Annotated in this window: 19 protein-coding genes; 15 read left to right on the top strand and 4 right to left on the bottom strand. The window is 30.9% G+C overall.

Annotation, left to right across the window (positions count from 1 at the left end; all coding sequences use genetic code 11):
* The first annotated feature begins 55 nt into the window (after window positions 1-55).
* The 5 genes from D1817_06730 (at window position 56) to D1817_06710 (ending at window position 4,502) form a co-directional block, all read left to right on the top strand.
* Complete coding sequence (locus D1817_06730) at window positions 56-619, top strand: TetR/AcrR family transcriptional regulator (protein ID AXT19578.1); 564 nt, start codon at window positions 56-58, stop codon at window positions 617-619.
* 60 nt (window positions 620-679) lie between these two features.
* Window positions 680-1,426, top strand: coding sequence for an SDR family oxidoreductase (locus D1817_06725; GenBank protein ID AXT19577.1), 747 nt, complete (start codon window positions 680-682; stop codon window positions 1,424-1,426).
* 194 nt (window positions 1,427-1,620) lie between these two features.
* The gene (locus D1817_06720) at window positions 1,621-2,940 is read left to right on the top strand and encodes an OmpA family protein (GenBank protein ID AXT19576.1); all 1,320 of its coding nucleotides are present in this window, start codon (window positions 1,621-1,623) and stop codon (window positions 2,938-2,940) included.
* A gap of 106 nt (window positions 2,941-3,046) precedes the next feature.
* Window positions 3,047-3,478, top strand: a complete 432-nt coding sequence (locus tag D1817_06715) for a DUF2141 domain-containing protein (GenBank protein AXT19575.1) — start codon at window positions 3,047-3,049, stop codon at window positions 3,476-3,478.
* Window positions 3,479-3,563: 85 nt separating this feature from the next.
* Window positions 3,564-4,502 carry a hydrogen peroxide-inducible genes activator gene (locus D1817_06710; protein AXT19574.1) on the top strand — a complete coding sequence of 313 codons (939 nt, stop codon included), beginning with the start codon at window positions 3,564-3,566 and terminating at the stop codon, window positions 4,500-4,502.
* Window positions 4,503-4,533: 31 nt separating this feature from the next.
* On the opposite strand, the gene D1817_06705 is transcribed toward D1817_06710, so the two are convergent.
* The 3 genes from D1817_06705 to D1817_06695 form a co-directional block, all read right to left on the bottom strand.
* On the bottom strand, window positions 4,534-4,731 hold the full coding sequence (locus D1817_06705) for a hypothetical protein (protein ID AXT19573.1): 198 nt from the start codon (window positions 4,729-4,731) through the stop codon (window positions 4,534-4,536).
* 160 nt (window positions 4,732-4,891) lie between these two features.
* Window positions 4,892-5,689, bottom strand: a complete 798-nt coding sequence (locus D1817_06700) for a TIGR00266 family protein (GenBank protein AXT19572.1) — start codon at window positions 5,687-5,689, stop codon at window positions 4,892-4,894.
* A 60-nt stretch (window positions 5,690-5,749) separates the two neighbouring features.
* Window positions 5,750-6,205, bottom strand: coding sequence for a DUF4442 domain-containing protein (locus D1817_06695; protein ID AXT19571.1), 456 nt, complete (start codon window positions 6,203-6,205; stop codon window positions 5,750-5,752).
* A 143-nt stretch (window positions 6,206-6,348) separates the two neighbouring features.
* Here D1817_06695 and D1817_06690 point away from each other — a divergent pair, with 143 nt between their 5' ends.
* The 5 genes from D1817_06690 (at window position 6,349) to D1817_06670 (ending at window position 10,760) form a co-directional block, all read left to right on the top strand.
* The gene (locus D1817_06690; GenBank protein ID AXT19570.1) at window positions 6,349-6,801 is read left to right on the top strand and encodes a DUF4870 domain-containing protein; all 453 of its coding nucleotides are present in this window, start codon (window positions 6,349-6,351) and stop codon (window positions 6,799-6,801) included.
* 129 nt (window positions 6,802-6,930) lie between these two features.
* Window positions 6,931-7,272 carry a PadR family transcriptional regulator gene (locus D1817_06685; GenBank protein AXT19569.1) on the top strand — a complete coding sequence of 114 codons (342 nt, stop codon included), beginning with the start codon at window positions 6,931-6,933 and terminating at the stop codon, window positions 7,270-7,272.
* The gene (locus tag D1817_06680) at window positions 7,269-9,041 is read left to right on the top strand and encodes a PspC domain-containing protein (GenBank protein ID AXT19568.1); all 1,773 of its coding nucleotides are present in this window, start codon (window positions 7,269-7,271) and stop codon (window positions 9,039-9,041) included. Before D1817_06685 ends, D1817_06680 begins: the two co-directional genes overlap by 4 nt.
* Before the next feature lie 99 nt (window positions 9,042-9,140).
* Window positions 9,141-9,872, top strand: coding sequence for a DUF2807 domain-containing protein (locus D1817_06675; protein AXT19567.1), 732 nt, complete (start codon window positions 9,141-9,143; stop codon window positions 9,870-9,872).
* 12 nt (window positions 9,873-9,884) lie between these two features.
* A complete protein-coding gene (locus D1817_06670; GenBank protein ID AXT19566.1) occupies window positions 9,885-10,760 on the top strand; it encodes a hypothetical protein in 876 nt (291 codons plus the stop codon).
* A 90-nt stretch (window positions 10,761-10,850) separates the two neighbouring features.
* Here the strand turns inward: D1817_06670 and trxB are convergent, their stop codons facing one another.
* Window positions 10,851-11,813 (bottom strand): thioredoxin-disulfide reductase, encoded by a 963-nt coding sequence (gene trxB, locus D1817_06665; protein AXT19565.1) that lies wholly within the window; start codon window positions 11,811-11,813, stop codon window positions 10,851-10,853.
* Between the two features lie 295 nt (window positions 11,814-12,108).
* Here trxB and D1817_06660 point away from each other — a divergent pair, with 295 nt between their 5' ends.
* The 5 genes from D1817_06660 (at window position 12,109) to D1817_06640 (ending at window position 20,925) form a co-directional block, all read left to right on the top strand.
* Complete coding sequence (locus D1817_06660) at window positions 12,109-15,231, top strand: SusC/RagA family TonB-linked outer membrane protein (GenBank protein ID AXT19564.1); 3,123 nt, start codon at window positions 12,109-12,111, stop codon at window positions 15,229-15,231.
* Between the two features lie 11 nt (window positions 15,232-15,242).
* On the top strand, window positions 15,243-16,733 hold the full coding sequence (locus D1817_06655; protein AXT19563.1) for a RagB/SusD family nutrient uptake outer membrane protein: 1,491 nt from the start codon (window positions 15,243-15,245) through the stop codon (window positions 16,731-16,733).
* A gap of 199 nt (window positions 16,734-16,932) precedes the next feature.
* A complete protein-coding gene (locus D1817_06650; protein ID AXT19562.1) occupies window positions 16,933-19,248 on the top strand; it encodes a TonB-dependent receptor in 2,316 nt (771 codons plus the stop codon).
* An 81-nt stretch (window positions 19,249-19,329) separates the two neighbouring features.
* Window positions 19,330-20,475: a PQQ-dependent sugar dehydrogenase gene (locus tag D1817_06645; GenBank protein ID AXT19561.1), complete on the top strand. Its 1,146-nt coding sequence runs from the start codon at window positions 19,330-19,332 to the stop codon at window positions 20,473-20,475.
* A 24-nt stretch (window positions 20,476-20,499) separates the two neighbouring features.
* Window positions 20,500-20,925: a cytochrome c gene (locus D1817_06640; GenBank protein ID AXT19560.1), complete on the top strand. Its 426-nt coding sequence runs from the start codon at window positions 20,500-20,502 to the stop codon at window positions 20,923-20,925.
* Window positions 20,926-20,964: the final 39 nt, after the last annotated feature.

Raw genomic sequence — 20,964 nt, 5'->3', positions numbered from 1 at the left:
TTAATTATAATAGACAGACTTGTCTGTTTATAAATTATTTTTATATATTTGCAATATGAAAACTTCTTTAGTTAGAGAAAATATTATTAATATAGCTTCAACTCTATTTTATCAAAATGGATATAACCTTACTGGTATTAATGAAATTATTGAAAAATCTGGAATAGCAAAAGCAACACTTTACAATCATTTTAAGTCTAAAGATGATTTATGTATTGCTTTTCTTCAAAATAAAAATGAAGATTTCTTAGTACAAATTAAAAAATATACTTCAAATATTAAGAATGGACCTAACCGAGTGTTAGCCTTATTTGATTTTTTAAAAGATTTCTTTAATCAAAAAGAATTTAATGGATGTTGGTGTATTAATACAGTTTCTGAAATACCTAAAGATAACATAATCATAAAAGCAGAAATTAAAAAGCTTAAATTCCTCTTTTTAGAATTTATAGAATCTCTGATTAGTGAAAACATCTCTAATTTAAAAGCACAAGAATCTACTTTGTTAGCAAAACAGATTTATCTTTTGTATGAAGGTGCTGTAGCAGAAAGTCATTTACACAATCATGTTTGGCCTATTGAGTCTGCTCAGAAACTTTGTATTAAACTATTAGAATAAAAAAATTTAAATAAAAGCAGACAGACTTTTCTGTTCAATAATTAATAAATAACAAAAAAAATGGAACAATTCGAAAACAAAACAGCTTTAGTAATAGGTGGAACAAGTGGTATAGGTTATGCTACAGCACAATCACTAATAGAAAATGGAGCTACAGTGCATATTGTGGGACGTTCAACAGATAAAGTAACTGATATCCCTAATTTAATAAAACATAAAGTAGATATTACTAATTCAAATGATGTGAAAGAATTAATTTCGAAAATTGAGAATTTAAATAATCTTGATTATTTAGTAAATGCCTCAGGAATTTTTGGACCAAAACCTTTTTTAGATCATACTGTTGCTGATTACGATTCATACCAAGATTTGAACAGAGGTTTCTTTTTTATAACCCAAGCTTCTGCTAAAAAAATGAAGTCAACTCAAGGCGGTTCAATTGTTAATGTAGGATCAATGTGGGCAAAACAAGCTGTAAAAGCAACGCCATCTTCTGCTTATTCAATGCAAAAAGCTGGATTGCATTCGTTAACACAACATTTAGCTATGGAGCTTGCAGACGATAACATAAGAGTGAATGCTGTTTCACCAGCAGTAGTAAATACACCTGTATATCATGGTGTATTTGGAGGTAAGTCAGAAGCAGAAAAAGCACTTGAAGGGTTTAATGCATTTCACCCTATAGGTAGAAACGGTACTGCTCAAGATGTTGCTAACAGTATTATCTTTTTATTGTCTGATAAAGCCTCATGGGTTACTGGAGCTATTTGGGATACAGATGGTGGGGTTATTGCCGGTAGAAATTAACATATTTTATATAAATAAATAATAGAGTTAAAAAAATTAAGCTCTATTATTTATTTAAGTTTATTTACCATTCCTCTATTATTTTTTACAGTTAATCCTCTTTGCTAGAGTTAATTTAACCTTATCTCGATTTATTTTTTTATATTCTTTTTTTTAGCATATCTTGTCTTCGCTATTAATAAATAATAAGAAAAATGAGATCATTTGTTCTACTAATAACTGTTATCGCATGTAGTTTAAATTTTCAAGAAACACATGCTCAGGACGCATTAAATAAATGGAGTATTACCTTAGGCCTTAATGCCGTAATAAATCCTGTTAGAGTTGATTTACCTAATGAAATAGATCGTTTTGAAACATTTAATTTAGATCCTGCTGGATTTAAACTTAATGTTTCTAGATATTTAGGAGCTGGATTCTCATTTGGAGCCGTTGGTTCTATTAATAATGTTGATACTAACGATAACTCAGGAGATGAATTAGCATATATTTCAGTAGATGGAGCGTTTAAATATAATTTAAGTAAAGGGTTAATATTTAGACCATATCTAACTACTGGTGGAGGTTATTCTTGGTTAGATGATGTTGGAGCGCCAACAGCAAATGGCGGTATAGGTTTTAATATTTTTATTACTAATAATTTTGGAGTTAATGTAGAAGGTATTTATAAATATACTTTTAGAAGTACAGGAGTACAACATCAACAATATTCAGCTGGTTTAATCTACAAGTTTGGAGCTAAAGATAAAGATAAAGATGGTATTAAAGATGATGAAGATGATTGTCCAGATGAATTTGGCTTATTAAAATTTAATGGTTGCCCAGATACAGATGGTGATGGTGTTAAAGATTCTGAAGATGCATGTCCGGATATGGCTGGTTTAAAAGAATTAAATGGGTGTCCAGATACAGATGGTGATGGTATTAAGGATTTAGAAGATGAATGCCCTGAAATTGCTGGTCCAAAAAACTTAAGAGGCTGCCCAGATTCAGATGGAGACGGAGTTCCAGATAAATTTGATAGTTGCCCTGATATTAAAGGAGCAACCAATAATAGGGGTTGTCCAATACCAGATACAGATAATGATGGTGTTGACGATAGTAAAGATAAATGTCCTAATCAAGCTGGACCTGCAAACAATGCTGGTTGCCCTATTCAAAAAGCTAAAGATCAACTTGTTTTTAAAAGAATAACTTTTGAATATGGAAAAGTAGGACTTACTCAGGATAATAAAACAATTTTAGATGAAATTGCTACTACCATAAATTTAAATTCTGGAAAAATATTTCATATTGCTGGACATGCAGATAATACTTTCTCTGATGAGCATAATTTAAATTTATCTAGGCAAAGAGCTGAAATCGTTAAAAACTATTTAGTTCAAAAAGGAGTAGACGAAGCTCGATTGACTGTCAAAGGTTATGGAGAAACTAGGCCTTTAGATCCAAATGATACAGAATCTGATGAAGCTAGAGCAAAAAATAGAAGGGTTGAAATATTTCAGCTTAATTAATATTAGTTCAATTCATCTTATAAAATATACAGTTCGGTAAAGTATATTATTAAAAAAAATGTTTTCATAAGACTTTTACAGTGTTAATCACTTTAAACAATTAATTATGAAAACATTTTTTTTATTTATTACAATCACTTTTACTACACTTATCACTAATGCTCAAGAAAATATTGGTCAGGATATTACTGTAATAGTAAACAACGTTTTAAATAGTAAAGGGAAAGTATTATTTTCTCTACATTCAGAAACTACCTTTATGAAAGGCGCAGGGATCCAAAATTCGCAAAGCGAAATTAAAGATGGTAAAGCTACCATTACATTTAAAAATGTAAAGCCAGGAGAATATGCTATTTTAGTTTTACATGACGAAAATGAGAATAATCGAATGGATTTTGAGCCCAATGGAATGCCTATAGAACATTATGGGGTTTCTAATAACAATTTAGCTTTTGGTCCTCCAATTTATTCTGAAGCTAAGTTTAAGGTTGAAAATGATAACTTAAACTTATCTATTAAGCTTTTACATGCAAATTAAATTGATATTCATTCTTTACAATTCACTACTATACTATAAATAATATTGATGGTTTTTGTACATTTATAATCTAAATTGATTATTTATGACAATCACTCAATTATACTACGTTTTAGCTGTAGCAGAGTATCAAAATTTCACTAAAGCTGCAGAAAAATGTTTTGTAACTCAACCAACATTAAGTATGCAAATTCAGAAATTGGAAGACGAATTGAGCATTCAAATATTTGATCGTGGTAAAAAACCTATTGAATTAACAGAAATAGGTAAAAAAATAGTATTTCAAGCTCGAAATATTGTTAATGAAGCTGGTAGGATTAGTGATATCGTAGATCAGCAAAAAGGATTTATTGGTGGCGAATTTAGGTTAGGAATTATCCCAACAGTAATGCCTACTTTATTACCTATGTTTTTAAAAGCATTTATAAATAAATATCCAAAGGTGAAGTTAAAAATAGAAGAGCTTACTACTGAAGATATTATTATTAAAATTAAGGAAGGCCATCTTGATGCGGCCATAGCCGCAACACCATTAGAAAATGATTCTATAAAAGAAAGAGTGCTTTATTATGAACCTTTTGTTGGGTATATCCCCTCTACACACAAATTGTATGGTAAAAAAGATTTAGAAGTTTCTGATTTAGAAATCAACGATTTGCTTTTATTAGAAGATGGTCATTGCTTTAGAGAAGGTATTTTAAATTTATGTAATGCTTTTAAGACATCTGATGAAGATCATTTTCAATTAGAAAGTGGCAGTATAGAAATGCTAATAAAGCTTTCTAATGAAGGATTAGGAATGACATTATTACCTTACATGCATACGTTAGATATTAAAGAAAATGAAAAGAAAAATTTACATCATTTTAATGAACCACATCCAGCTCGAGAAATAAGTATTATTTACAATAAAAGTGAACTCAAAATACAAATTATAGAAGCACTTCACGAAGTTATTTCTGGTATTATAAGAGGGGCCATAGCTTTTCAGAATGTAAATATTATAAGCCCTTTGCAAAAATAAAAAAGCGACATTAGTTGTGTCGCTTTTTTTATTATGCTTTTAAATAAATTAAACATTGATCTAATTGTGGGTTCTGTATCACTAAAGATTGTACGAAAATTTTTAATTCTTCAATCTCGTAAGGTAATAATCGCTTTATTGCTTTTTGTACCTCTTTACAGAACAATGCAGTATCAAAACTGACTTTTTTAAGTACCGTTTTAGTGTACTCAAACATTGCTCTTGCCATAATCTATTACTATAAATTTAATTAATATTAGGGTAAATGTAAATTTACATCATAGGCGGGTTTTCTTTTTTTCAGTCTAAATATATATAAAAAATTACAGTCTTTTAAAAATTTATGAAAACATTTAACATACGACTATAAAAAAATAATCCACTTTTATTTAAAATCTATTATCTCCATCCAGTAAATCTCCTAAGCCTCCTAAAATGCTTCCTTCTCCTTTACTTCTGCCTCCTTTAGGTATTGATGATAATACTCTACCAGCTAATCTACTAAACGGTAATGATTGAATATACACAGTTCCTGGTCCTTGTAATTTTGCAAAAAATAAACCTTCTCCTCCAAAAATGGTATTTTTTATACCTCCAACAAATTCTATATCATAATCTACGGTTTGACTAAAACCAACAATACATCCAGTATCCACCCTTAGAGTTTCTCCTGATTCTAATTCTTTTTTAGCTAATGTCCCTCCAGCATGTATAAAAGCCATTCCATCTCCTTCAAGTTTTTGCATTATAAATCCTTCTCCTCCAAAAAGCCCTCTCCCCAATCGTTTACTAAATTCAATACCAACGCTAACTCCTTTAGCTGCACATAAGAACGCATCTTTCTGGCAAATAAATTTGCCATTAAACTCTGTTAAATCTAACGGTAAAATTTTTCCAGGATAAGGAGATGCAAAAGAAACATTTCGTTTTCCTACAAATTCATTATAAAAAGCTGTCATAAACAAACTTTCTCCAGTTAGGATACGTTTACCTGCTCCCCATATTTTCCCTAAGAAGCCTTGATCTTTTTGAGATCCATCCCCAAAAATAGTTTCCATTTTAATCCCATCGTCCATCATCATAAAACTACCTGATTCTGCTACAACTCCTTCTTGTGGATCCAATTCAATTTCTACAAATTGCATTTCTTCTCCGTAAATTTTATAATCTATTTCATGTGCTGTCATTATATTTTTTTAATTGATTCAAATTATTAGTAATCCTATTTTAAGTTTTGTTACACAAATCTAAGTCTTCAGTTTAATTGTCCATTCAAAATTAAAATCACATACTTGAATGCCTTCTTTGTTTATTCCTTTAGCATTAACCCAAAAGGTTTGACCCTCTTTAGTTTGAATAGCTTTTGTTATAGCAGCGTTAATTATATCTATATCCTTACATTCAAAAGTTATTCGACCAACAGCTTTTTTTAAAAAAGAAGCATTATTGTTAGCCACCAACATAGAAATATTTCTTCCGCTTTCCTTAATTTTTAGCATTACTAAAGTTCCAGTAGATAACTCTGCTGCCATCCCCTGAACAGCCCAAAACAAAGATTTGAATGGGTTTTTATTGATCCATTTTAATCTAACAGAAGTAATACACCCTTTAGAATTAATTTTCTTTACTCGTACGCCACAGATATATGCTGAAGGGAGTTTAAGCATTAAAAACACATTGATCTTACGAGGGGTAACCTTCATACTTAACTTCTATTTTTTACTAATATATACAAAAAAGTAAATATTCTAAATTGTTAAATTTATGTTAAATTTAAGTACTATGTTTTGCATAATACCTTTTAAAAGATATATATTTGCATAAGAAACTATTATATGTTTTAATTATGTTAACAACTCACCATAAAAATTTAGCAGCTGTAATACACTTATCTGCTCTATCAAAATTCTTCATCCCATTAGGGAATTTTATAATTCCTCTTATATTTTGGAGCGTGAATAAGGAAAAATCTGATTTTGTAGATGTACATGGCAAACAAGCTATAAATTTTCAGTTAAGTATTTTATTATATACAATACTTATTGGTTGCTTATCTATTCCTTTATTTTTATTTGGAGTAGTTAATTCTATAGAATTCCCTGAGTTCTGGAACTTTTATGATTTTGATTTTCATATTTCTAGGCATCAGAGTTTTAACGTTATTATGTTTTCTATTATAGTTGGATTATTAGCAGCTGCAGCATTTATGTTAGAGATCATATTTATTATTATAGCAACTAAAAAAGCAAATCAAGGAGAGTTATATAAATACCCTCTTACGATTCCTTTTTTAAAATAAAATTTTCATCAATCACAATCAATCAAACCATCATCAATCAAAAAATGAACAGTTATTACAAATTTAAATTCTACATCACTTAAGATTAATTAAATATTATGTGATTATAGAAAAAACAATTACAAACACATGAAGATAGAAAATACAAAAGCTCAAATGCGTAAAGGTGTCTTGGAGTACTGCATACTTTCAGTATTAAAAGATGATGACGCATATGTTGCTGAGATTCTAGGGACTTTAAAGCACGCTAAGTTGTTAGTAGTAGAAGGTACAATTTACCCTTTATTAACGCGCTTAAAAAATGCAGGCTTATTAAATTATCGCTGGGAAGAATCCACTTCTGGACCTCCAAGAAAATATTACGGTTTAACAGAAACAGGAAAATTATTTTTAAACGAATTAAATAGTACTTGGGATGAGCTACAAAATGCTGTTAACCTAGTAACAAGTAAAAAAACAACAAAAAAATGAATAAAACAGTCAACATAAATTTAGCTGGTATATTTTTTCACATTGATGAAGATGCATACTCAAAATTACAACGCTACCTTGAGGCTATTAAACGTTCATTCACAGACTCTCAAGGACGTTCAGAAATACTTTCTGATATAGAAGCTCGTATTGCTGAATTATTTAATGAGCGCGTTAAAGATGAAAAACAAGTTATCTCTATAAAAGAAGTAGAAGATGTTATTACAATTATGGGGCAACCCGAAGATTATATTGTGGATGAAGAAATTTTTGAAGACGAACCACAAACACAGTTCTCTAAAAAGAAATCACAATCTACTAGAAAATTGTATAGAGATAAAGACAATGCATATATTGCTGGAGTAGCATCTGGATTGAGTCATTATTTTGGCATCGAACCTTTATGGATCCGTTTAATATGGGTGCTTCTTGTTTTTGGTGGTGGTGCTGGTATTTTCGTTTATATTTTGTTATGGGTTTTAATGCCGTCTGCAGAATCTACTTCTGAGAAATTAGCAATGACGGGAAAGCCTATTAACATTACTAATATAGAACAAAAAGTAAAAGAAGGGTTTAGTAATGTTAAAGAAAGTATAGATGAAGTTACAGACAAAGTAAAAAATGGTGATTATAATAAAACAAAAAATAATTCACGGTCTTTCTTTGATGCCCTTGGAGATGTAATTATGTTCTTCTTTAAAATTTTCGCAAAATTTGTAGGTGTTATACTTATAATTGTAGGCGCTTCAACTTTAATCGCTTTATTTATAAGTTTATTTTCAGTAGGAACTTCTTCATTTTTTAACCCTTGGTGGATGGATTATGTACAAGCCGGAAATATTTCTGGAGGACCAGTTTGGCTTATTGCCTTACTAACGTTTTTTGCTGTAGGGATACCATTTTTCTTTATTTTCTTATTAGGATTAAAAATACTCGTAAACAACTTAAAATCTATTGGTAAAATTGCTAAATTCACCTTATTAGGTTTATGGCTCACTTCATTTTTAGTATTAAGTGTTATGTCTGTTAGAGAATTTACCGAACATGTAATTGATGCTGGCACTACTGAAAAAACACAATTAAATATTTCAAAAGACAGCGCTTTAAATATTAAAATGGTTGGTAATGATTATCTTTATGAATCTAGATCTGGTAGATTATATCGTAATAACAATACAATAATTGTTACAACTGAAGATGATCAAAAGAAAATATACTCTTCTAACGTACGTTTAATAATTAGATCTACTGAAGATTCTATTGCATCCATTCATGTTCAAAAAAATTCTGATGGAAGAAGTTATCAAGATGCTAGAGAAAAAGCTGGTAATATTGAATATAATTATTCATTAAATAATAACATATTAAGTTTAGATTCTTATTTATTAACAGATACATCTAATAAATTTAGAAACCAGAACATACGAATCATTATATACTTACCAGAAGGAACTACATTTAAATTAGACAGGAATACTAGATCTTTTTTAAATAGTTATAGATCGAGTAGGAACATTATTTCATATAGTGAAACAGGAGAAACTCATAAAGTTATTGATGGAGATACTGAGTGTTTAGATTGTAAAACATTAAGCATTGACATAAAAAATGAAAGTTCTGAACTTAAGTTGAATAAAGAAGATGGGCTAAAAATAAAAGAAGGGAATCTTAATATTGAAGCTAATAAAAAAGAAACTGTTATAGAAGGTAAAAATATTAAAACAACAATAGATTCTAGTGGAGTAAATATTAAATCTAAAAATAATTAATAACAATTCACTCTTAAAAAAGAACAGTTGGGTAAAAAATATTAAACTAATTTATTCTTAAAAAGTACATTTATAAAATCAATCAAAAAACGAACAGTTATGACAACACTAACAAAATTTATAATAGGTATTATAGTAAGCTTAATGCTTGTGTCTTGCCAATTTAATTCCAGCTTTGGTTTTGCAGGGGTAAGAGGAAATGGTAATGTAGAAATAGAAGATAGGTCGCTAAGTGATAATTTTTCTGAAATTAAAGTAAGTCGTGGTTTAGATGTATACATCACACAAAGTGATGATGTAAGTTTAGCCGTAGAAGCAGACGAGAATTTACACGATATCATTATCACAGAAGTTGAAGGAGATGTTTTAAAAATTTATGCAGATGAAAACATTAAGTCTTCAAAATCTAGAAAAGTAATGGTAACTATAAAAAATATTCAAAAAATATCATCATCAAGCGGTAGTGATGTATTTTCTACAAATGTTATAAAAGCTAATAGTTTAGAGTTATCTGTGTCTAGTGGAAGTGATATGAGGATTGAAGTTGACACAGAAGTTGTAGATTGCAAATCTTCAAGTGGCAGTGATTTACGTATTTCTGGGACTACAGATAAATTATACGCAGATGCTAGCAGTGGCAGTGATATTAAAGCGGGTAATCTTAAAGCAAAAAACAGTACTGTTAAAGCATCAAGTGGAGCTGATATTACAGTAAACACTTCTGAAGAATTATATGCTAGAGCATCAAGTGGAGCTGATATAAAATATTATGGTAATCCAGAAAAAGTAAGTAAAAAAGATGGCGTTTCTGGAAGTATCAGAAGGCAATAAATTTTAGTAATGATGATGAAAAAATTAATAATTTCTTTATCAATAATTACTGTTTTTGTTTTACTATTATTCTTCTTTGGAGTTGTATGGAAATCTCCAGCATTTTATAAAACTGAAAAACAATTTACTCTTGATATTCCTATTATAGATATGTCTACATATATGGATAGTATCGTAAATAAGCATAGAAGGCCATATATTTATAATATTAAATCAAAAAAAGGAGGGCAAGTTATAGTACTTGGAGTTAATCATACTTCTGATGCCAATGATACTCAATTTGATTCTATAAGATATTATTGGAATGAATATAAACCAACAGTAGCTTTAGTCGAAGGGCGATTAGGTTTCTTTTTCAAATGGCTTCAAGACCCTATCGAAGAGTATGGTGAAGGAGGTTTACTTTCTGATCTTGCAAAAAGGGATCGTATTGATTTATACACATGGGAACCTTCACGTGAAGATGAAATTGAATTACTAATAAATAAATACTCTGCAAAGAAATTAGCCATGTTTTATTCTTTGCGACCATTTTTTAGTATTCCTAAAGAAGTAAGAGAAAAAGATCCTGAAAAAAAGCTTCAAAAACTAATCAATGAAAGGACAGATTACGATCATTTAAGAAATACTATTGTTTCCTGGGAAGAAATAGATAGTATTTGGAAATCAGATTTTCCAAATATTGAATGGAGAAATTATTCAACTGGATACGGGTGGCCTGGTTATTTTCATGACATATGGAATAGTTCTAACTTATCGAGAGATGAACATATGATAAAAATAATACTAGAACTGATCGAAAAAGGAGAAACTGTTATTGTAACTATGGGAGTTAGTCACGCTCCTAGAATAGAAAACACATTAATTCATAAAATAAACGAGTTTTAGTCAAAAAATTAAATATTTATTAAACTAACCAACAAAAAACCCAAAGCAAATGCTTTGGGTTTTTATACCTTAATATATATACTCAATATTTTACACTTCTACTACAGATTCTTTTGCTGCTAAATAGCGTTCAGCATCTAGAGCTGCCATACATCCTGTACCTGCTGCAGTTATTGCTTGTCTATAAACATGATCCGCTGCATCTCCAGATACAAACACCCCTTCAATATTTGTTTTAGAAGTTCCAGGAACATTAATAATATATCCTGTTTCATCTAAATCCAAATAATCTTTAAAAATATCTGTATTAGGCTTATGCCCTATGGCAACAAAAAATCCTGTAGCTGGAATTTCAATAAGTTCTCCAGTAACATTGTTTTTAGCACGAACACCTGTTACGACTTGACCATCACCTAAAACCTCATCTGTTTCAGTATTAAATAAAATTTCAATATTCGGAGTATTTTTTACACGAGCAGCCATAATTTTGGAAGCTCTAAACTCATCACGACGAACAAGCATAGTTACTTTTGTACATAGTTTAGATAAATAATGAGCTTCTTCAGCTGCAGAATCTCCAGCCCCTACAATCACAACTTCTTGATTTCTATAAAAGAAACCATCACACACTGCACAAGCAGAAACTCCTCCTCCTAATTGCAAATATTTTTGTTCTGAAGGTAAGCCTAAATATTTAGCTGATGCTCCTGTAGATATAATTACAGTATCACAATGAATCTCTTTAGTATCATTAACCCATACTTTATGAACATCATTTGAAAAATCTACCTTAGTAACCCAACCATCTCGAACATCAGTTCCAAAACGCTGTGCTTGCTCTTGCAACTGAATCATCATTTCTGGGCCAGTAACGCCATCTTTATATCCAGGAAAATTTTCAACCTCATTAGTTGTAGTTAATTGCCCACCTGGTTGTGTTCCTTGATATAATACTGGAAACATATTTGCTCTAGCTGCATAAATCGCTGCTGTATATCCAGCAGGACCAGATCCTATTATTAAACACTTTACTCTTTCTATTGTATCAGACATAATTTGTATTCATTGTTATACTTAGGCAAAAGTAGTTTTTTTGTTTAATTCCTTACATATAATTTATTAACAGATTTTTAAAAAATCGCTCATTTATTCTTGATGAAATCCACAAATTATCGATTAAATACGTTTTTATTCGATAAAAAACATATTCATTTACGCAACTAACATTCATTAGTCTTATTTATGATAATAACTAACATATTTTTATGAAATTTAACATTTCATTACAATATTTTTACTAGTTTTAACACTGAATACTAACCAATTCTATAAACAAATTTATTTTCTCATGAAAAAAAGATTACAATTTATCTTAACACTATCGTTAGTGTTATTAGTGCAAATTGGCTTTGCGCAAACAAAAACAGTTACAGGTACTGTTACTGATGGAGATCTCCCCTTAGGAGGTGTTTCAGTACAAATTAAAGGGACTCAAACTGGTACTTCTACAGATTTTGATGGTAATTATTCCATTAGTGCAAGCGTAGGAGATGTTTTAGTATTTAGTTATGTTGGGACAACTACACAAGAAATTACTGTAGGTGCTTCTAATACAATTAACGTCACTTTAGCTGCAGATACTACACTTGATGAAGTTGTAGTAGTTGCTTATGGTACTTCAACTAAAGAACAATTAACAGGTGCTGTTACACAAATTACTACTGAACGTATTGAAAAAAGAGGATTAAGTAATCCTTTAGTAGCAATAGATGGGGCTGCCGCAGGTGTTAGATTAACTAGTGCTAATGGACAACCTGGTTCAACTCCAGCTATACGTATTAGAGGTTTTGGATCTGTAAACGCATCTCAAGCACCTTTAATTATATTAGATGGAAGCCAGTTTTCTGGTAGTTTTTCGAGTATAAATCCAAATGATATTGCTTCATTTAGTATCTTAAAAGATGCTGCTTCTACCGCTCTTTATGGTAATAGAGCTGCTAATGGGGTTGTAATCATTACAACTAAAAAAGGTAAGCAAGGTAAAAATACATTTACATTAAATGTTAGTCAAGGTTTTACTGATAGAAGTATTGAAGAATACAGAAGAGTAACTGCTGAAGAGTATTATCCTTTAATATGGGAGTCTATTAGAAATCAACAAATAACTTCTGGATCTGATTTAGTCACTGCAAATCAATTTGCTACAGATAATGTTTTTGATGCCCTTGGAGTTAACCCATTTAATGTTCCTAATAATCAAATAGTAGGAACGGATGGATTACTTAATCCAAATGCTCAATTATTATTTACTGATTTGGATTATCAAGATCCACTTATAAGAACTGGTAATAAACAAAATGCAGATTTCACTTATAGTGGCGCAAATGAAAACACAGATTATTTTGCATCTTTAAGTTATTTTAAAGAAGAAGGATTTATTGTAAGTTCTGACTTTGAAAGATTTAACACACGTATTAATGTAAATACTAAATTAAACGATTGGTTTAAAACTGGTATTAATTTATCAGCTGCATCTTCAAGATCTAATAATGGTAATGCTGGTGCTACTAATAGTTTAGTAAATCCTTTTGCAACTACTAGAACTATCGCACCAATTTTCCCAGTATTCTTACATGATCCAGTTACTGGTGATTTTGTATTAGATGATGATGGAAATCGTCAATTCGATTTTGGTGATACCAGAGCAGGTATTACTAATGGTAGAAATGTAATTTTAGAAAATTTATTAAATACAGATAGAGACGTTATTAGTACATTAGGTGCTAGAACTTATGCTGAGTTTACGTTTTTAAAAGATTTTAAAGCAACTTTTAATGCATCTTTAGATAGACGTAATTTCTTCAATATTACTTTTGGTAACCCAGTAGTTGGTGATGCTTCTCCTGATGGTAGAGCTAGTAGATTTTCACAAATCATAGACACTCAAAACTACACACAGTTAATAGAGTGGAATAAAAGTATTGGTAATCATAATATTAATTTATTAGGTGGTCATGAAAGTTTCCAACAAGATATTACATTTTTACAAGCAAACAGAACAGGTTTAATTGTAGATGGTAATACAGAGCTTATTAACTTTACAACAACAACTAATGCCGATTCAGGTTTATCTACTTTAACTAGAGAAGGTTTCTTTACTCGTGCTAATTATAACTACGACGGTAAATACTTTTTATCTGGTTCATTTAGAAGAGATGCTTCTTCAAGGTTTATAAACGACAGATGGGGTAACTTCTGGTCTGTAGGTGGTTCTTGGAGAATAGTAAAAGAAAGCTTTATGGATAATGTAAGTTGGGTTAATGATCTTAAATTAAGAGCTTCTTACGGACAATTAGGTAATGACAACTTAGGTTTCTTCCCAGCTTTAGATACTTTTGATTTAGGTTTAAATGATGGTCCAAATCCTGGTATTTTATTAGCTAGTGCTGGTGGTAATCCAGATTTAACATGGGAAACGAATATTCAAACTGATATTGCTATAGAGTTTGGTTTATTTAATAATAGAATTAACGGTACTTTTGAATATTACAATAGAGAATCTGAAGATTTATTATTTAATGTACCACAAGCACGTGAAAATGGAGTTGATACAGCACCTGCAAATATCGGAAGTTTATTTAATAGAGGATTTGAGTTTGACTTAAATTTTGAAGCTATAAAAACACAAGATTTTAGCTGGAATGTTAATGTAAATGGTACTACTTTAAAAAATGAAATTACAGAGTTACCAGACGATAATGCAGAAATAACAGTTGGTAATAGCCAAAGATTAAGAGTAGGTGGTGATTTATTTGCATATTTTATAAGAGATTTCGTAGGAGTTGACCCAGCAGATGGAGCAGCACTTTATGTTGCCGATCCAGAGTTAGCAGTAGCAGGAGATCCAGGTGTTAGAGTACAAGCAGATGGTACTGTTGCAACTACAGATCAAAATGATGCTTTACGATCTTTCATAGGATCTGCAGTATACGATTTAGCTGGTGCATTTACGCATAACTTTAGATATAAGCAATTTGAATTAGGAATGACATTCATTTACCAATTAGGAGGTGAGACATTAGATACTAATTACCAACAGTTATTACACTCAGGTAGAGCTGGAACTGCATTTGCTAGAGATATCTTAAACAGATGGCAACAACCTGGAGATATTACTAATCAACCTCGTTTAGATGCAAGTCAATTAGCTAATTTTGACGTTTTATCAGACAGATTTTTAATTTCTTCAGATTTCTTAGCATTAAGACAAGTAAGTTTAGCTTATAATCTTTCTCCTAAAATCAATGATTATTTAGGAATAACTGCAGGAAGAATTTATGCAAATGGAGAGAATATTTTTCAAGCTAATGGAAGAAGAGGTCTTGATGCCACTCAAACATTTAATGGTAACACAACAAATACATTTACTCCAGCTAGAACGATCACTCTTGGTTTAAACCTTACATTTTAAAAAAAATAAGTATGAAAACACGTAACAAATTAATTGTATTAAGCCTATTACTTATAGGCATAGTATTTACTTCTTGTGAAGAGGAGTTTTTAGAAAGAGTCCCTACCGATGCAGTATCAGCTTCTTCTGCGACTGCAACAACTGGTAATTTAAATCTATTATTAAACGGTATTAATAGATCATTATATATAAGATACGGAGCACAAGGTAGAACAGGTATTCAATCAATCATGATTCAAAACGAAGTTTTAGGTGATGATTATGTAATGAATGCTCGTGCTAACGGTTGGTTTATTGGGACTGGACAATGGCTTAGTCATACTAGTGCATTAAGTGCTAATGATGATTTTCCATATAGAGTTTATTACAGAATTATTCGTAATGCAAACACAATTATTGGAGGAGCAGCAGATGCTGTAGGTCCTCAGGAAGAAAGAGATATTGCTTTAGGTAGAGCTTTGGTTTATAGAGCATGGTCGCATTTCCAATTAGTACAACTTTTTGGAGGTAGATATGTTCCAGGTGGAAACAACACACAATTAGGAGTGGTTATAAGAACTGATACAGATGCAGAAGCTCTTCCTCGTAATACAGTTGAAGAAGTTTATACTCAAGTTCACGCAGATTTAGCTCAGGCTATTCCATTACTTGCGGGTGCAGGTAGAGGAGGTGATTCAAATATTGGTCAAGGTGTGGCTGAAGGATTGCAAGCAAGAGTTTACTTAGTGCAAGGTAATTATCCTATGGCTGCACAATCTGCAGTTGCTGCTAGAAATGGATTTACTTTAATGAATGAAGCAGATTACTTTAATAATTTTACAAATTTAGAAAGTAGTGAATGGATGTGGGGTAGTTCAATTCAAGAAGATCAAACAGATTTATTTGGAAACTACGGAGCATGGGTTTCAAGAAACTTTAGTTCATCTAATATTAGAGGTAATCCTAAGTCAATTAACCGTTTATTATACGATCAAATATCTCCAACAGATGTTCGTGCAAGATTATTTTCACCAGACGGAACACATCCAGATTTACCACCTGGGGTAGAAATATCTAGTCGTCACCAAAGATTCCCGTATACTAATCAGAAATTTATTGCTGAAGGTACAGGAGATAGCCGTATGGATCAACCTTATATGAGAGTATCAGAAATGTATTTAATTGAAGCTGAAGCGAGAGCAAGAATGGGAGACGATCCTGGTGCTGCTAATGCATTATTACCAATGGCTCAAGCTAGAGATGCTGCTTATACATTATCTACTAACACAGGTCAAGATTTAATTGATGAAATTTTAATACAAAGACGTGTTGAGTTATGGGGTGAAGGATTTAGATTTTATGATTTAAAACGTATGGATTTACCATTAGATAGAGATTTCGCAAACTCTAACTTTAATCCAACGCAATCAATAATTGAAACTGTACCAGCTGGAGATCCAAGATGGCAATGGTTAATCCCACAACGTGCAACAGATAATAACCCATTATTGGTTCAAAATTAAAATCCATAAATTAATTATTTGAATTAGTCAATCAATAAACTATTGTGGTAATAAAAGGCTGTCGAAGTTTCGACAGCCTTTTTTTATTTAAGACAAGTAATCAAATTTATTCCTTAAAAATTAACATATGATTTAGAAAAAATTGAAATTAAACTCATTTTTTACACTTAGTTTTGTTCCTTGATTTTTAAACTAATAAATGACATTACTAACCTATTCTTCAGCATTTAAAAAGATTTTTTTATTTATTATTATTATGTTTTCCAATCTTATTTATGGTCAACAAACTATAGAAGGAAAAGTGATTGATAGTGAAAATAGAACCCCTTTATCTAAGGTTACGCTTCTTAATACTCAAAATAATTTAGCAACTTCTACAAATTCTAATGGTAAGTTTGAGGTAACCTCAGGAACATATCAGCTTAAAAAAACAGGGTATCAAGATTTAGAAATTTCAATATCAGAAGGTTCAGAATATATAATTATACAAATGTCTATTGAGCCTTCAGAATTAAACGAAGTTCTTGTTAGTACAAATAATATTCCTCAATCATTAAAAAAATCAGTAACAGCCACAAGTATCATTACTCAAAAAGATATTAATCGAGGTAATGATTATAATACTGCTTCGGTATTAAATCGAGTTCCTGGTGTATTTCAACAAAGTGGTGCTTTAAACACTAATCGAATAACAATTAGAGGGATAGGTGCTCGCAATTTATTTGGTACCGCAAATATACGTGCTTACTTTAAAGATATTCCATTAACCACAGGAAATGGTGAAACTACAATAGAAGATTTTGAGCTTGGTGCAATCTCTCGTTTAGAAATAATAAAAGGGGCAGCTTCAAGTATTTATGGTGCTGGTTTGGGAGGAACGATACATCTCACACCACAGAATTCATACCTTAATCAAACAAATGTAAGTGGAGAACTTAATATTGGATCGTTTGGTTTAATAAAAGAAACTATAAATATAAACCACGGAACTAATAAAAATAGTTTTAGGGCAATTTATAGTAACACACATAGCGATGGTTATAGAGATAATAACGAGTATGACAGGCAAACCGTTACAGTTAATACAAATCATTACCTAGGAAAAAAAGACGAGCTATCTTTTTTAGGAAGTTATGTCGATTTAAAAGCATTTATCCCGAGTTCAATTAATGAAGATACATTTATAAATAATCCTAGAGCTGCTGCTTTTACTTGGGGGCAAGCACAAGGATTTGAAGATTCTCAACGTGGAATCTTTGGATTATCTTGGAATCATCAATATCATGATAATTTAAAACAAACAACAAGCGTATTTACTTCGTTTAGAAAATCGTATGAACCTAGGCCTTTTAATATTTTAGAAGAAGATTTATTTGCTATAGGTATTAGAAGTAGATTATTAGGGAGTTTCAAATTATTTAACAAACAGCTTAATTGGACATTTGGAGGAGAGTTTTTTAATGATCGCCTAAAATCTGGAACTTTCGAAAATTTATATCTTGATTTCCCTATTGGTACTGGTAGTGTAGAAGGTGATCGCTTATCAGATTTTAAAGAAAACAGATCCTATTACAATATCTTTTTTGATACTAATTACGATATATCAGAGAAAACGAGATTATCTATTGGTGTAAATTTTAATCAAACAGCTTATGACCTTGACGATCGTTTTATAGCTTCAGTAAGCAACCCAGATCAATCAGGTGATTTTAGATTTGATGGTATTGTATCTCCAAAATTTGGTATCTCACACGAGTTCACTAATAATATTAGTGCATTTGCTAATGCAAGTCATGGCTTCTCTCCTATTACGCTTCAAGAAACATTATTACCAAATGGTCAGATAAACACAGAACTTGAACCAGAAACAGGATGGAACTTTGAAATTGGATCACGAGGGACTCTCATTAATAATCGTTTACAATACAATGTTTCAGTTTTTAGATTAGATATTCGTAACTTATTAGTATCACGTCGTACTGCTGATGATCAGTTTATTGGTATTAATGCAGGTGAAACTCAAAATGATGGTTTAGAAGTTTCTCTAGATTATCAGTGGTTAAAAAAAGAGCAATTATCTATAAATACATTTTTAACATATACGCTTAATGATTTTAAATTTGAAGAATTTATTGATGATGACAATAATTTTTCTGGAAATGATTTAACTGGTGTACCATCCGAAGTATTAAATGCAGGAATTGATTTTAATACTAAAATAGGTCTCTATGGAAATATTAATTTTCAGCATGTAGGTCGTATTCCTATAACAGATAGTAACTCTCAATTTTCAGAAGTTTATAATCTCACTAATTTAAAAATAGGTTATAAATTAGCTATCAATCAAAGATGGAATTTAAATGCTTATTTTGGACTAGATAATGTTTTTGATGAAGAATACGCTTCACAAATACTTATAAATGCCAGGGGATTTGGTGGTAATGCGCCTCGATTTTTTTATCCAGGTAATCCTGTGAATTATTATAGTGGTGTTAATGTTAATTATAATTTTTAATTAATGTAGTATCTTTAACCGTTCAAATAAAAAACAACAAATTCATTCATTATATTTTCAAGTACTCATAAAACAAAACAAATGAAAAATTTAAGCCTTTTACTTGCAATTATATTTACAGCTAATTTTGCTTGTGCTCAGAATAATTCTGCTATTAATAATCAAATTCAATCTACTATACTAGCAGAAGCTCCTTCAGAAATTAATTATACTGTAGAAACTGTTATACCAGAATTAGCAATTCCTTGGGGAATGGCTTTTTTACCTGACGGAAGTATGCTTGTCACAGAAAAGTCTGGAGAGTTAATTCATTTTAAAGATGGTAAAAAAACTTATATCGATGGCTTACCAGATATTTATGTTCGTGGTCAAGGTGGTTTATTAGATCTTGAATTACATCCGGATTATAAAAATAACGGATGGATTTATTTTTCGTTTGCATCCGCTGAAGGTGCTGGTGATGGCGGAAACACAGCTATAATGAGAGCAAAATTAGAAGGCAACAAATTTGTAGAAAATCAATTATTATACAAAGCTGGTCCTAACTCAAGAAGAGGGCAGCATTTTGGTTCTCGCTTGGAGTTCGATAACGAAGGTTATTTATATTTTTCTATTGGAGATCGAGGAAATAGAGATGTAAATCCACAAGATATTACTCGTGATTGTGGTAAAATATACAGAATACATGATGATGGACGTATTCCATCCGATAATCCATTTGTAAATTCACCAAATGCTAAAACTGCAATTTATAGTTACGGGCACCGTAACCCACAGGGGATGGTTAAACATCCAAAAACAGGTAAGATATGGGTGCACGAACATGGGCCGCGTGGTGGAGATGAAATAAATATCATTAAAAAAGGAAAAAACTTTGGATGGCCAACAATTAGTTATGGTATTAACTACAACGGAACAAGTTTTACAGAAAACACAGCTTTACCTAAAATGGAACAACCACTATTTTTCTGGGTACCATCTATTGCTCCAAGTGGTATGGCTTTTGTAACTTCTGATATATATCCTGATTGGAAAGGAAGCCTTTTAGCTGGATCTTTAAAATTTGAATATTTAGAACGCGTTATTCTTAAAGGTGATAAAGTAGTTAAGCGTGAAAAGATATTAGATGGTTTAGGGCGTATACGTAATGTACGTCAAGGACCTGATGGTTACATTTACGCTGCTGTAGAAGGAAAAGGCATTATAAAAATTATGCCAAAAAAATAAAATTGAAAAATTAAAAAACATAAAATGAAAACACTTATACTAAGTTGTATCACTGTAATATCTTTATTGTTAGTAAATATTTCAAGTTCAAACGAAACAACACTACAAGATGCTAATAAACTAAAAGAAAGCATTAAACGTGGAGCCGAAATTTATGCAGATTTTTGTGTAACTTGTCATTTACCTACAGGTAAAGGAGTAGCGGGTACTTTCCCTCCTCTCGCCGGTTCTGATTATTTAAAAAATAATCGAGAAGCAAGCATTAAGGGTATAAAATATGGGCAACGAGGAGAAATTACAGTTAATGGCGAAACTTATAATGGTTTTATGGCTCGCTTAGGTTTAGAAGATGATGAGGTTGCAGATGTTATGAACTACATTACCAATAGTTGGGGTAATGAAAATAACAAAATGATAACTAAAGAAGAAGTTGCAGGAATAAAAAAATAATTGCTCATATATTTGATTAACTTTATAACTAAATTAAAA

This window comes from Flavobacteriaceae bacterium, from assembly GCA_003443635.1.
Classification (GTDB): Bacteria; Bacteroidota; Bacteroidia; order Flavobacteriales; family Flavobacteriaceae; genus AU392.
The sequence above is the reverse complement of the archived record's forward strand: the minus strand, read 5'-3'. Positions and strand labels throughout refer to the sequence as shown.